Raw genomic sequence first — 14,198 nt, 5'->3', positions numbered from 1 at the left:
TGTTTCAACATGAAGGGAGATAAAATCATGACAAAACGTCGTGTTGTAATAACTGGTGTAGGAGCGGTTTCACCGCTTGGTAATGATATTGAAACAACTTGGGCAGGGATTAAAGAGGGCAGATCTGGCATCGGGCCAATGACTCGCGTCAACCCTGACGATTTCCCAGCAAAAGTGGCTGCTGAAGTGAAAGACTTTGATATCGAAACATATATAGAACGAAAAGAAGCGAGAAAAATGGATCGCTTTACACATTTTGCTCTAGCAGCATCTATTATGGCGATGAAAGATGCCAATTTGGAGTTATCACCTGAACTTGGTCTTCGTACAGGTGTATGGATTGGGTCGGGTATTGGCGGTATGGAAACGTATGAAGCACAGTTCCGTACTTTCCTTGACCGAGGCTATCGCCGGGTAAGTCCGTTTTTCGTGCCAATGATGATTCCGGACATGGCTGCCGGACAAGTTTCCATTCATTTCGGTGCGAAAGCAATGAATTCATGTACCGTGACAGCTTGTGCATCAGGCACAAACTCAATCGGTGATGCTTTCAAAGTAATTCAACGCGGAGAAGCTGATGTGATGATTTCTGGTGGAGCAGAAGCACCAATCACCAATATGTCAGTTGCTGGTTTCTGTTCGAATACTGCACTTACGTTAAATCAAGACCCTAAAACCGCTTCACGTCCATTTGATGCCAATCGAGATGGATTTGTCATTGGAGAAGGATCAGGGATTGTTATTTTGGAAGAATATGAGCACGCGGTAGCACGTGGGGCGAAAATTTATGCAGAAATTATCGGCTACGGTTCAACTGGGGATGCTCATCATATTACTGCACCGGCTCCTGAAGGTGAAGGTGCAGCACGTGCCATGCAACAAGCACTTAATGATGCTGGAATCTCTCCATCTGACGTTGACTACATTAATGCACATGGTACGAGCACACCTTATAACGATCAATTCGAAACAATGGCAGTTAAATCGGTATTTGGGGAACATGCTTATAAGCTTGCGATAAGTTCAACAAAGTCCATGACGGGACATCTACTTGGAGCGGCTGGAGGAATTGAAGCCGTATTTACTGCACTAGCTATTCATGAAAGTATTTTGCCTCCGACGATGAACCTGGAAAATCCAGATCCAATTTGTGATCTTGATTATGTAGCGAATGGATCACGTCAAAAAGAAATCGGGTATGCAATGAGCAACTCACTTGGTTTTGGCGGGCATAACGCGTCCCTATTGTTTAAAAAAATATAAAACATAGAAGCTGATTCAAAGGCGAAACTTACCTTTGGATCAGCTTTTTAACATCCTCAACTGGTTGCCATCTAACTTGATTCCTCTTCCAATTTTACGGCTTCATAAATTATTTCCCTAAGGAGTACATATAATTTTCATTAGTTTCTCAGATAATTAAGATAAGAAATAAATTTTCGTAATTTTTTATAGCTAATAATAACCAAGAAATATTACAGGAATAAGTCAAAAAGTCATGTTAATTTATTTTATTAATTTTTGTTTATTTTAAAATTTATGACCAAATACCTTGATATTGCTAGGTTTAATTGAGTTACCATCAATTCAAATTAAAGGAAATTTAGGAAATTTCCAAAAAAGGTATTGCGGTTGTAATAATTCTGTAATAGAATTTACAACTAGGTGAACAATTAACAGAATATTGATTATTTTAAAAAGAGTAAGAGAGTTTCAAATCAACTTAGTATTTGCAGAGAGGAGTAATCATTTGAACACGACTCAAGAACTTCCAAAAATAAAGCATGCGGACAATACTCAAGAACTTTTAACCATTAAAGATTTACATACTGGCTTCCGAGTCAAAGACACATATTATAATGCAGTGGACGGCGTTTCTATAAGTTTAAAGAAAAACGAGATTTTAGCGATTGTTGGAGAATCTGGCTGCGGTAAAAGTACTTTAGCAACCTCCATCATTGGGCTTCATGATACAAACAACACTAGAATAACCGGGGAAATTGAATTTAGAAGTCTTAATTTAGCAAAATTGACGGATGAAAAGTTGAATAACATACGCGGAAATGACATTGGCATGATTTTTCAGGATCCATTGTCTGCATTGAACCCCTTGATGCGTATTGGAGATCAAATTGAAGAGTCATTAATCTATCATACGAAAATGTCTAAAAAAGAGAGAACGAATCGTGTGTTAGAACTGTTGAATCAAGTAGGAATACCAAATCCAAACAGAGTCGTCAGACAATTTCCACATCAGCTTTCAGGTGGTATGCGTCAACGAGTTATTATCGCCATTGCAATCTCTTGTAAGCCGTCGATTATCATTGCGGACGAACCTACAACTGCTCTTGATGTGACGATACAAGCTCAAATTTTGGATTTATTGAAAGATCTGCAAGCTGAAACTGAGTCAGGCATTATTTTAATTACACACGACTTAGGAGTTGTAGCGGAAGTAGCCGACCGAGTAGCAGTTATGTATGCAGGTCAAATAATTGAGGAAGCAACGGTTGAAGAGTTGTTCAGCAATCCTGTGCATCCTTATACAAGGTCATTATTAAACTCAATACCACAAACACATAGTGACAATGAAAAATTAGAAGTCATTCAAGGTTTAGTACCTTCATTAGTGAATCTACCTCGAAATGGCTGCCGCTTCGCTTCTCGGATTCCATGGATTCCAGCTGAAGCACACGAAGCAGATCCACAACTTCACGAAATTGCACCAGGACATTTTGTAAGATGTACCTGCTGGAACCACTTTCACTTTGAAGGTGAAGAAGGGGGAAGCTTGACATGAGTTTTATGGAAATAAAGGATTTGCGTGTGCATTATCCAATTCGCGGCGGTTTCTTTAATACAATCGTTGACCATGTTCATGCTGTTGACGGCATAAATATGGAATTCGAAAAAGGCAAAACATACGGACTTGTAGGTGAATCCGGTTGTGGGAAATCAACAACAGGAAAAGCAATTATCGGCCTTGAAAAAATAACATCCGGTAAAATCTTCTATGAAGGACAGGATGTGACGAATCAACGTCGTCAACGAAATTCTGCGTATAACCGAGATATCCAAATGATTTTCCAAGATGCTCATTCAAGTTTGAATCCACGTAAACGAGTGCAAGATATTCTTGCTGAACCGATTCGCAATTTCTTGAAACTCTCTGATTTAGAAGAGAGAAGAAAAATCAATGAACTTTTGGCGATTGTCGGTATGCCAGAAGATGCAAAATATAAATACCCACATGAATTCTCAGGTGGACAAAAGCAACGTATCGGGATTGCTCGTGCAATCGCAACAAACCCAAAACTGATTATTGCTGACGAACCTGTATCAGCATTGGATTTATCGGTTCAGGCTCAGGTATTGAACTTCTTGAAAGACATTCAAGACGAGTTTGGTTTAAGTTACCTTTTCATATCTCATGATCTTGGTGTTGTGAAACACATGTGTGATGAAATATCGATTATGTATAAAGGACGTTTTGTAGAATCAGGTACGAAGAAGGACATTTATCAAGCTCCTGAACACATTTACACAAAACGCTTACTGTCAGCGATTCCGAATATCGAACCCGCTTCACGCGCAGTTCGTAAAGTTGAGAGAATAAATGTCGAAAAAAGCTACCAAGTCGAAAATCACCGATATTTTGATGCCAATGGAAGAGTGTATGATCTTCAAGCAATTTCCGACACGCATAAAGTAGCGAAAACGGATTCGCTGGAAGGGGGCATTTAACATGTGGAAAACAATTATCCGACGAGTTTTGGTCATGATTCCGCAGTTATTCGTGCTAAGTTTACTCATCTTCATCATGGCAAAATTCATGCCTGGAGATCCATTCACTGGGATGATTACTCCAGATACTGATCCAGCTCGTATTGAAGAATTACGTCAAGAAGCAGGTTTTTATGATCCTTGGTACCAACAGTACTTTAATTGGATTATGAATGCCGCAAATGGGGATTTCGGAAAAAGCTATACATACAAGGTAGCTGTTGCTGATTTAATCGGTGACCGAGCCCTGAACACATTATGGTTGTCGCTACTGAGTGTATTTTTATTATATTTAATTGCTATTCCACTAGGAGTGCTCGCAGGACGCTACCAAAATTCATTTTTAGATAAAATCGTCGTCCTGTACAGCTTCATCAGTTATGCAATTCCGGTATTTGTTCTGGCATTGATTTTCTTATTCTTCTTTGGTTATAAGCTACAATGGTTCCCAACTAGTGGTACCGTAGACATTAAATATGATTCCGGCACGATAGGATACTTGTGGAGTAAGATTTATCATATTTTATTGCCTGCCATTACATTTGCATTACTTGGTACAACTGGAGTTATCCAATATTTAAGAACGGAAGTAATCGATGCTAAATCGATGGATTATGTCCGCACGGCACGTAGTAAAGGAATTCCAATTAACAAAGTATATACGAAGCATATCTTCCGAAATTCTCTTTTACCGATAGCAGCATTCCTCGGATTCACGATTACGGGATTGCTCGGAGGATCAATTTTTATTGAAACAATTTTTGGCTACCCTGGGATGGGACAACTTTTTATTCAATCCATATCTGGACGTGATTATAGTGTCATAACGGCACTGGTTATGCTCTTCGGATTCACAACTTTATTAGGTAGTCTTTTATCCGATATCATCATGAGTATTGTAGATCCGCGTATTAGGATAGATTGACGAAAATAATAGTTAAGGAGAGTGAATTCAATTGAATGAAATAAATGAAAGTATAGGCTTAGAGAAGAAATCTCAAGTAAGCTCTCCGCCTACTGGATTTCAAGTAATAGCTCGAGAATTCAAAAAAGATAAATTAGCTATGTTTTCCTTGATAGCTCTAATAACCGTTATTTCAGCCATCTATATTTGGGCATTGACAATTGATCAACAAGAAATGATGCGTGTAAGCCTGCGAGATAAATTCGCAGAACCAGGAGAGAAATTCTTCCTTGGAGCAGATCAAGGCGGCCGCGACATTTTGGGTCAATTAATTATTGGTGCAAGAAATTCTATTACGATTGCAATTGCAATCACAGTTTTAACAGGTATTTTGGGCATAATTATTGGGCTTTGTACAGGATACTTTGGTGGGCTGATTGATAATATCTTCATGCGCATCATTGATTTCTTTATAACAATCCCATCATTAATGATTATTATTGTTTTCGTAACGATTGTACCTAAATATAATATTCCAATTTTCATTCTGATATTAAGTGTATTTCTATGGCCAGGGACTGCTCGATTGGTCCGAAGCAAGGCATTATCAGAAGGAAGAAGAGACTACATCAATGCCTCAAAAACAATGGGTACAAGTGACGGTGGCATTATCCTTAAAAAATTGATGCCAAATTTAAGCTCTATATTAATTGTTGAATTAACACTGAATTTCGCAGGAAACGTTGGTATTGAAACGGGCCTCTCCTATCTAGGATTCGGCTTACCGCCTTCTACACCAAGTTTGGGGACACTAGTGAGTTATGCAAATAATCCGCTTGTACTTTCCGAAAAATGGTGGGTTTGGTTACCAGCAGCATTATTGATTTTGTTCCTGATGTTGGCAATTAACTATGTCGGCCAAGCGATTCGCCGATCTGCGGATGCAAGACAACGATTAGGATAAAACCACGTGATATTGGTATTAAACGTTTAACGTTTGATATATAGAAGAAAAGATAAAAAGGAGGAAATGGAATGAACAAAAAGCTTTGGACATTACTTGCTTTACTTTTAGCTTTCATGCTTGTACTTGGTGCATGCAACAACGAAGGCGACGATTCTCCAAAAGATAACGAAGGTACAGAACAAGGAAGCGAAGATGGTGAAGAAGATGGCGAAGATGGCGGAGAAGCAGTAGACACTTCCCAATTCCCACTGACTGTTGAGAACGAAGGAGATGCAATGGATGGAGGTACTTTAAAAGTAGCTCTAGTTAATGACTCACCTTTCCAAGGTATTTTCTCTCTAGTATTATATGAAGATGCTTATGATGCAGACATCATGCAATTTGCAAGCAACGCAATTTTTGCAACAGATGGTGACTTCTTATTGACTGACGAAGGTATCGCTAGTTTAGAAGTTGATCAAGACAACAACAAAGCAACAGTTAAAATCCGTGAAGGCGTTAAATGGTCTGACGGAGAGCCACTTAAAGTGGAAGACTTAATGCAACCATACTTAATCATTGGTCATAAAGACTATACAGGCGTTCGTTATGACGCTGATTTCCAAAACATCGTTGGTGCTGTAGAATACCATGATGGAAAAGCAGACACAATTTCTGGTTTGAAAAAAGTTGATGAAACAACTTTAGAAATTTCATTCAAAAAATTATCACCAGCAATCTTCAGTGGTGGAGACGGTCTATGGTCTTCAGCTGAACCAAGCCATATCCTAAAAGATATTCCAGTTGCAGGTTTACTTGAATCTGATGCTGTACGTAAAAATATCGTTACTTTAGGGGCTTTCAAGTTCGACAAAATCGTACCTGGTGAATCAGTACAATTCGTGAAGAACGAAAACTACTGGAAAGGTGCTCCAAAACTTGATGCTGTATTAGTTAAAACAGTTCCTTCTACATCAATCTCTGTTGCATTACAAACAGGGGAATACCATATGACAGCTAACACATTCAGCACAGACAAATATTTAGAAATTAAAGATTTCGATAACCTTACTATTCTTGGCCGTAAAGAACTTTACTACCAATACATTGGTTTCAAACTTGGTAAGTACGATATGGAGAAGAGCGAAGTAGTAATGGATCCAAATGCTAAGATGGGCGATGTAAAACTTCGTCAAGCTATGGGTTATGCAATCGACGTAGAACAGGTTTCTGAAGTGTATTACAACAACTTACGTGAGCGTGCAACTTCACTAATTCCACCAGTATTCGCATCATTCTATGATGATACATTAGAAGGATACTCATATGATGTTGATAAAGCGAATGCATTATTAGACGAAGCTGGATACAAAGATGTTGATGGCGACGGTCTTCGTGAAAACAAAGATGGAAAACCGCTTGAAATTAAATTTGCTACAATGTCAGGTGGAGATATCGCTGAAGATATCGCATCATTCTACTTGCAAAACTGGAAAGATGTTGGTTTAAATGTAACTCTTGCAACAGGTCGTACAATCGAATTCAACAGCTTCTATGATAAAGTTCAAGCTGACGATCCAGAAATCGATATCTTCATGGCTGCATGGGGTACAGGTACTAACCCATCACCATCAGGTCTTTACTCAAAAACTGCACAATATAACTTCAGCCGTTACACTTCTGAGAAGTTAGAAGAGCTTTTAGCTGCTATCGACTCTCCAGACGCTTTCGATCCTGAATTCCGTGCAGGTAAATTCCGTGAATGGCAAGAATATATGTCTGAAAATGCACCAATCATTCCAACTCAATACCGTTTAGAATTACGTCCAGTTAACAAAGCTGTTAAGAATTACGATATCGACTACTCTTCAAACTTTGACTGGAACGAAGTATCATTAATTTCTGAAGACCCTGCTAAATCTTCTAAATAATTAATTGATAACAAAAAGACTCATCCTTTAATTAGGATGAGTCTTTTTCTATGGCAATCTAGCGTTAGTCAATGGATATGGTGGATGGCACATAAAGAATCGTTTTTTACTATAGATGGTTGTGGGGCACTACATTTTGACAATGATTGAAGAGCTTTTCCTCCTAATTTCTCTGTCTCATACCATAAAACATTTAGCGGCAATTTCTTCTTACTCAGAGATATGGAGCAAAATAGCGTAGACTCCAGCGGGAAAAGCGAAGTGTCGAAATCCACACGAACGATCAGTTCGAGTTAGTTCGGCGCAAGCCCGCGGAAAGCGTAGCTGTTTTGCGGAATATTAACCTCAAATTGATTTTATCATTGCTTATCAAAAAAAGACTCATCCTTTAATTGGAATGAGTCTTTTTTGCATGAGAAGTACCATAAAAAAGTAACATGCATGACTAACTTGATAGAAACGATTCATATAGTAGTGAAAAAGGGTGCTTGTATGATTAAATGGTTAATGTTCTTAATCAGTTACATATGTATTGTTCTTAGTATGATGCAGATCTTGTTGTATTTAAATTATCTGTCGCTCGGCTACTCATGGAAAAGTGTCTGGACATTTATATTCCAGACACCTGATTTTTTCTTATTTTTAGGATCATTTATTCTTATGACAATTATCGTTTTCTACCCAAGCCCATCGCGTTCTCCATTTTTTTGAGCGTTTTGGAAGCTGCAGCTTGTGCTCTCTTTGCACCATCATCGAGAATCGCATCCAGTTCATCAGAGACCAATAGTTCTTGATAACGTTCCTGAATCGGTGTGATGTGATCGATGATTGCTTTTGCAACGGAGACTTTGAAATCACCATATCCGACACCTTTGTACTTTTCAACCAGTGCTTCAATAGTTACACCGGTTAAAGCTGCTTCAATGGTCAACAGATTAGAGACGCCTGGCTTATTCTCTACATCGAAAGCTACAATTCCTTCTGAATCTGTTACTGCGCTTTTAACTTTTTTCTCAATTTCTTTTGGTGTATCCAAAAGAGAAATGGTCGACTTTTTGTTTGGGTCCGACTTACTCATCTTTTTAAGTGGATCTTGTAAAGCCTTGATACGTGCGCCATTCTTAGGCAAACGAATGTCTGGAATCGTCAATACATCATTGTAGCGTTTATTGAAGCGCTCAGCTAAATCACGTGTTAATTCCACATGTTGTTTTTGGTCATCCCCAACCGGCACAATGTCGGTTTGATAAAGAAGGATATCTGCTGCCATCAGTGGTGGATAAGTAAGAAGGGAGGCAGAAACGCCGTCTTTCCCCGAAGACTTATCTTTAAATTGCGTCATGCGCTCTAATTCACCGATATATGAAATACATTGCATCATCCATCCTGCCTGAGCATGAGCAGGTACTTCTGATTGAATAAATAAAATTGCTTTCTTCGGATCGATACCGACTGCCAAGTAGAGGGCTGCAAGTGATCGGATGTTTTTACGAAGCTCCAGTCGATCCTGTGGAACTGTTATCGCATGCTGATCAACGATACAAAAAATACATTCATACTCATCTTGCAAAGTAGTAAATTGACGGAACGCACCGATATAATTACCAAGTGTGACCGTTCCTGTTGGCTGTACGCCAGAAAAAATTTTCTTCAAGTGGTTTCCTCCTCAAAAATGAGATCTTGTTAAATGATGTTGTTGATTTCCGTTCCAAGTCCTGTTTCCGCTGATTTTCACTATAATTACTTACTAGCCCACGTATTGAATACCGTTTCCTACTTAGTAATTTGTGGTAGAACAGCTGAAAATGAAACGTCTTTTCGGAAGATGGCCAACAAAATTTAACACTGCTAAAAATAAAAAAACACATCACTCTCCCTCAAAAAGGGACGAATGATGTGTGAATCCGTGGTACCACCCAGATTGCCAAAGAATCTTGGCCTCTTTAACTTCGTAACGTGAAGACACGTGATGAGCTACACCGATTTCCGGTTCGCAAACCATGCTCAGAAGTCCATTCCTAATGATGGGAAGATCTGTTTTCACCAAATACAGATTCTCTGGACAACCCATTCAAAAGTACTATTCTTCGTCTTTGCATTTAACATGTAATTTGATTGTCATTATAATATAGAAGAAACTCCAAAATCAAGTGCAATTTATCCCAAATAATAAATGATTAATGCTATGGTCATTCCGAGTAAAATGGACCCACCTAATTGGAAAAAAGGCCTCGTCTGGAAATCAAGTAATTCCGATGGGGCACGCATGGATTCTGCATCCACTAAACTTCTTTTGGTTGAAAAAACTTTTCGCATGCTCATCGTAAAAATATCGAAAAATCCATTCGATACTACATAAACCAATAGGCCGATAAAAGTGATTGTTCCACCCACAAAAAACGACATGTTTATATAAGAGGTAAGGGACACTTCTTTCGAGATAAGTAACATCATTGCAATAATCAGTAACTGAGCAGCAACAAACCATATAACACTCTTTTTCATAAAAACACCTCAATCCTTCTCACATTGTAGAAGAATTGACGGAAAAAATCAAAATTTCGCTAAACGAATTAATTATTCACAATTCTCGAAAAACCTTACACTACCAACGGTTTTGTTATTCTCTTGTAATCTTTCTGTTACATAAGTGTAAAAAATATTCAAAAAAAGACTGTACAGATTTTTTTGAATATGTATAATTAACCTTGTAACAATTTTTCAGAATATTTAAGGAGGTCGTTTTAAGTGAAGAAAAGCAAATTAGTTTGGCTATTAAGCCTAATGCTAGTTCTTAGTGTTTTCTTAGCAGCTTGTGGTAAAGATGAACCAGCAGCACCTGCTAAAGAAACTGACACTGAAGAAACTACTGATGGCGAAGGCACAGAAACAGAAACAGAAGAAGAACCAGCTGAAGGTGCTTTAGATGCGGAGCAAATCCTTAACCTAAACCACGTAGCTGAGATTCCATCATTGGACTCTTCAATCGTTGAAGACCAAGTTGGTTTCGATATGTTAGGTAACGTAAACGAAGGTCTTATGCGTTTAGATCAAGAAAATGTTCCTGTTCCAGCTATGGCTGCTGAGGAACCAACTATTTCTGAAGATGGTTTAACTTACACGTTCAAATTACGTGACGCTAAATGGTCTGATGGTTCACCTGTAACTGCTAACGATTTCGAGTATGCATGGAAACGTGCTATCGACCCAGCGACTGGTTCTCCATACGGTCCTTACATGATGGCTGGCGTAATCAAAAACGCAACTGCTATCGGTGAGAAAAAAGCTGAAGTTGCTGATCTTGGAGTTAAAGCTCTAGATGAGAAAACTCTTGAAGTTACTCTTGAGCGTCCAGTTCCTTACTTTATCTCATTGATGTCATTCGGAACATTCTTCCCGCTGAAAGAAGAATTCGTTAAGGCACAAGGCGATAAATATGCAACAAATTCTGAAACAGTTCTTTATAACGGTCCATTCATCATGACTGATTGGGATGGCACTGGTTTAACTTGGAAACTGAAGAAAAACGAACAATATTGGGATGCAGAAACTGTAAAACTTACTCAAATCAACTTCGACGTTGTTAAAGAAGTAGCTACTGCAGTTAACCTTTACACAACTGGCGAAAAAGATCGTACTGGTCTTTCTGGTGAGTACGCAATGCAATATGCTAACGATGAAAACCTATTAAAAGAATTAGAACCAACTATTTTCTACTTCAAATACAACCAAGAACGTAACGGTGAAAAAACAGCACTTGCAAACAAAAACATTCGTGAAGCTCTTGCTAAAGCATTCAACAAAGATGATTTAGCTTCTGTAGTATTAGCTAACGGTTCATTACCAGCTAACTACTTAGTACCAAAAGAATTCACTTTCACTGCAGAAGGTGCTGACTTCCGTGAAGTAAATGGCGACTTAGCTACTTACAACGTTGAAGAAGCAAAAGCTGCTTGGGATAAAGGTCTATCTGAGTTAGGTGTTACTGAATTAACTCTTGAAATCTTAGGTGGAGACTCTGACCTTTCTAAGAAAATGGACGAGTACTTCAAATCTCAATTAGAGACTAACCTTGAAGGTTTAACAATTACACTTAAAGAAGTACCATTCAACGTTCGTTTAGAACTTGATGAAGCACAAGATTATGACATCCAAGTTTCTGGTTGGGGCCCTGACTATCAAGATCCTATGACTTTCGTAGACTTGTTCGTAACAGGTTCTTCTCATAACTTAATGTCTTACTCTAACCCAGAGTTCGACAAGTTGATCGAATCAGCTAAAGGCGAACTTGCTCTTGATGCAGAAGGTCGTTGGAATGCAATGGCTCAAGCTGAAAAAATCTTGCTTGCTGACGATTATGCAATTGCTCCGATCTACCAACGCGGAACAATGGCATTAGTACAACCTTATGTTAAAGGTATTGTTTCTCACCCATTCGGTGGAGACTACTCATACAAATGGGCGTACATCTCAGGTAAAGAGTAATCTTTAACTAAGATAAAAAAATCTCATAGAGAGAGAGTATATGGTATCCAATGGGGCCATATACTCTCTTTTTAAATGAGTATGAATTGACCAAAAATTAGCTGTTTTCAAAAATTGGTTTTGACAACATCTAGTTTCGTCTGTTTATATAGATTAGTAGATTAATTTCTGCTCGTATTCACTTAGGAGGTGCAAAAATGGCTAAGTATATCGCAAGACGTGTTTTTTATATGTTCATTACTCTTTTCCTGATTGCGACGGCAACATTTTTCTTAATGAAAACGCTACCAGGTTCCCCTATTGCATCCGCTTCGAAACTTACCCCTGACCAACTAGCGGTAGTAGAGGCGAAATATGGTTTGAATGAACCACTACCAGTTCAGTATGGTAAATACATGCTAAATTTAGCACAAGGTGACTTAGGTAACTCATTCCAGTTCAAAGGAGCGAGTGTAACTGATTTAATTATTAATCGACTAGGACCATCTTTCTTACTTGGTGCACAAGGCATGATTTTAGGAGTTCTGATCGGTATTGTCCTTGGGATGATTGCCGCATTACGACAAAATACGATTTGGGATTACGGTAGTACATTAATCGCCATTATCGGTATTTCCATTCCATCATTCGTTTTTGCTACAACTCTACAATACTGGTTCGGCGTTCAACTAGGTTGGTTCCCTGTTGCACTTTGGAAAGACGGCTGGATGTCCAGTGTGCTTCCTTCCATTGCATTAGCTATGGGACCACTAGCAATTGCTTCACGTTTCATCCGTACAGAAATGATTGAAGTATTGAGCTCAGATTATATTACTCTAGCACGTTCTAAAGGTGCCAGCGGATTTGAAGTAGCATTCAAACATGCTTTCCGTAACGCGTTAATTCCATTGGTAACAGTTTTAGGACCAGTTGCTGCTGGATTACTTACGGGTTCACTTGTTATCGAGCAAATCTTTGCTATTCCAGGTATCGGTGAGCAATTCGTAAAAGCAATCATGATCAATGACTACTCAATTATTATGGGAACAACTTTGTTCTTCTCTGTATTCTTGATTTTCATTATTTTAGTTGTCGATGTTCTTTATGGAGTAATCGACCCACGTATCCGTTTATCAGGAGGTAATAGTTAATGACACAAAATCTAGATAAATTACCTGCTGATTCTTTTAAGCGCATTACGATCGATAGCAGTGCAGCAGAACGTATTTCTAAACCAAGTTTAAGCTTCTGGCAAGATGCATGGTTACGCATTCGTAAAAACAAAGCGGCCATCGTCAGCATTGTAATTTTAATTTTAATTATCCTTATGTCGTTTATCGGACCAATGTTAAGTCCACATGATGCCGAGACACAAACACTTACTCATGCAAACTTACCACCTAAAGTTCAAGGTTTTGAAAACCTTGGTTTCTGGGATGGAGTAGGGAACATGGCAGGTACTGATGTTGATTTATACGAACTGAAAAAAGTAGACACTTACTACTGGTTCGGTACTGATGGTTTAGGACGAGATATGTTCTCACGTGTATGGGAAGGTACTCAAATCTCATTATTCATTGCATTTGTTGCAGCGATCATTGATATGGTCATCGGTGTACTCTACGGCGGTATTTCCGCATATTATGGCGGACGCGTAGATGATATCATGCAACGTATCGTTGAAATTCTTTACGGTATTCCAAACTTAGTTGTTGTTATCTTAATGATTCTCGTAATGGATCCAGGTATTATGGCAATCATTATCGCCATTACCATTACTGGATGGATCGGGATGTCACGTGTTGTACGTGGACAGGTTTTGAAATACAAAAACCAAGAATTCGTATTGGCTTCACGTACATTAGGTGCAAGTAACAACCGTATCATTTCTAAACATTTACTTCCTAACATTCTAGGAATTATTATTATCAACACGATGTTTACAATTCCGGGTGCGATTTTCTTCGAAGCTTTCTTAAGCTTTATCGGTCTTGGTTTACAACCACCGGCTGCATCACTTGGTACATTAATTAACGATGGTTATAAACTAATTAAATTCCAACCGCATATTTTGATGTTCCCATCGATTGTCTTGAGTTTATTGATGGTTGCGTTCAACTTACTCGGGGACGGATTACGTGATGCACTAGATCCGAAAATGAAAGATTAA

At 38.6% G+C, this 14,198-nt stretch carries 11 protein-coding genes and 1 other annotated feature; of the genes, 9 read left to right on the top strand and 2 right to left on the bottom strand.

The window, feature by feature from the left end; genetic code table 11:
- Positions 1-27 precede the first annotated feature (27 nt).
- From fabF to M9R32_RS05195, 6 genes are all read left to right on the top strand, one after another.
- Positions 28-1,263 (top strand): beta-ketoacyl-ACP synthase II, encoded by a 1,236-nt coding sequence (gene fabF / locus M9R32_RS05220; RefSeq protein WP_269925678.1) that lies wholly within the window; start codon positions 28-30, stop codon positions 1,261-1,263.
- A 487-nt stretch (positions 1,264-1,750) separates the two neighbouring features.
- A complete protein-coding gene (locus M9R32_RS05215; RefSeq protein ID WP_269925677.1) occupies positions 1,751-2,800 on the top strand; it encodes an ABC transporter ATP-binding protein in 1,050 nt (349 codons plus the stop codon).
- Positions 2,797-3,744 carry an ABC transporter ATP-binding protein gene (locus M9R32_RS05210; RefSeq protein ID WP_269925676.1) on the top strand — a complete coding sequence of 316 codons (948 nt, stop codon included), beginning with the start codon at positions 2,797-2,799 and terminating at the stop codon, positions 3,742-3,744. The genes M9R32_RS05215 and M9R32_RS05210 overlap by 4 nt, the downstream gene beginning before the upstream one ends.
- 1 nt (position 3,745) lies before the next feature.
- Entirely contained in the window at positions 3,746-4,708 is a 963-nt protein-coding gene (gene opp4B / locus M9R32_RS05205; RefSeq protein ID WP_269925675.1) for an oligopeptide ABC transporter permease, read from the top strand.
- Between the two features lie 31 nt (positions 4,709-4,739).
- Positions 4,740-5,651 carry an ABC transporter permease gene (locus tag M9R32_RS05200; RefSeq protein WP_269925674.1) on the top strand — a complete coding sequence of 304 codons (912 nt, stop codon included), beginning with the start codon at positions 4,740-4,742 and terminating at the stop codon, positions 5,649-5,651.
- 71 nt (positions 5,652-5,722) lie between these two features.
- The gene (locus M9R32_RS05195) at positions 5,723-7,564 is read left to right on the top strand and encodes an oligopeptide ABC transporter substrate-binding protein (protein ID WP_269925673.1); all 1,842 of its coding nucleotides are present in this window, start codon (positions 5,723-5,725) and stop codon (positions 7,562-7,564) included.
- 667 nt (positions 7,565-8,231) lie between these two features.
- On the opposite strand, the gene trpS is transcribed toward M9R32_RS05195, so the two are convergent.
- Both trpS and M9R32_RS05185 read right to left on the bottom strand, forming a co-directional pair.
- Positions 8,232-9,218, bottom strand: a complete 987-nt coding sequence (trpS, locus tag M9R32_RS05190) for a tryptophan--tRNA ligase (protein WP_269925672.1) — start codon at positions 9,216-9,218, stop codon at positions 8,232-8,234.
- A 226-nt stretch (positions 9,219-9,444) separates the two neighbouring features.
- Positions 9,445-9,667 (bottom strand) — a binding site (T-box leader).
- Between the two features lie 54 nt (positions 9,668-9,721).
- Positions 9,722-10,069, bottom strand: coding sequence for a DUF3899 domain-containing protein (locus M9R32_RS05185; protein ID WP_269925671.1), 348 nt, complete (start codon positions 10,067-10,069; stop codon positions 9,722-9,724).
- 243 nt (positions 10,070-10,312) lie between these two features.
- Between M9R32_RS05185 and M9R32_RS05180 the strand changes: the two genes are divergently transcribed.
- The 3 genes from M9R32_RS05180 (at position 10,313) to opp3C (ending at position 14,198) form a co-directional block, all read left to right on the top strand.
- Positions 10,313-12,049 carry a peptide ABC transporter substrate-binding protein gene (locus M9R32_RS05180; RefSeq protein WP_269925670.1) on the top strand — a complete coding sequence of 579 codons (1,737 nt, stop codon included), beginning with the start codon at positions 10,313-10,315 and terminating at the stop codon, positions 12,047-12,049.
- Between the two features lie 197 nt (positions 12,050-12,246).
- Positions 12,247-13,179, top strand: a complete 933-nt coding sequence (opp3b, locus tag M9R32_RS05175) for an oligopeptide ABC transporter permease (RefSeq protein ID WP_269925669.1) — start codon at positions 12,247-12,249, stop codon at positions 13,177-13,179.
- Positions 13,179-14,198 carry an oligopeptide ABC transporter permease gene (opp3C, locus tag M9R32_RS05170; protein ID WP_269925668.1) on the top strand — a complete coding sequence of 340 codons (1,020 nt, stop codon included), beginning with the start codon at positions 13,179-13,181 and terminating at the stop codon, positions 14,196-14,198. Before opp3b ends, opp3C begins: the two co-directional genes overlap by 1 nt.

Source organism: Paenisporosarcina quisquiliarum (genome assembly GCF_027563315.1).
Classification (GTDB): Bacteria; Bacillota; Bacilli; order Bacillales_A; family Planococcaceae; genus Paenisporosarcina; species Paenisporosarcina quisquiliarum.
The sequence above is the reverse complement of the archived record's forward strand: the minus strand, read 5'-3'. Positions and strand labels throughout refer to the sequence as shown.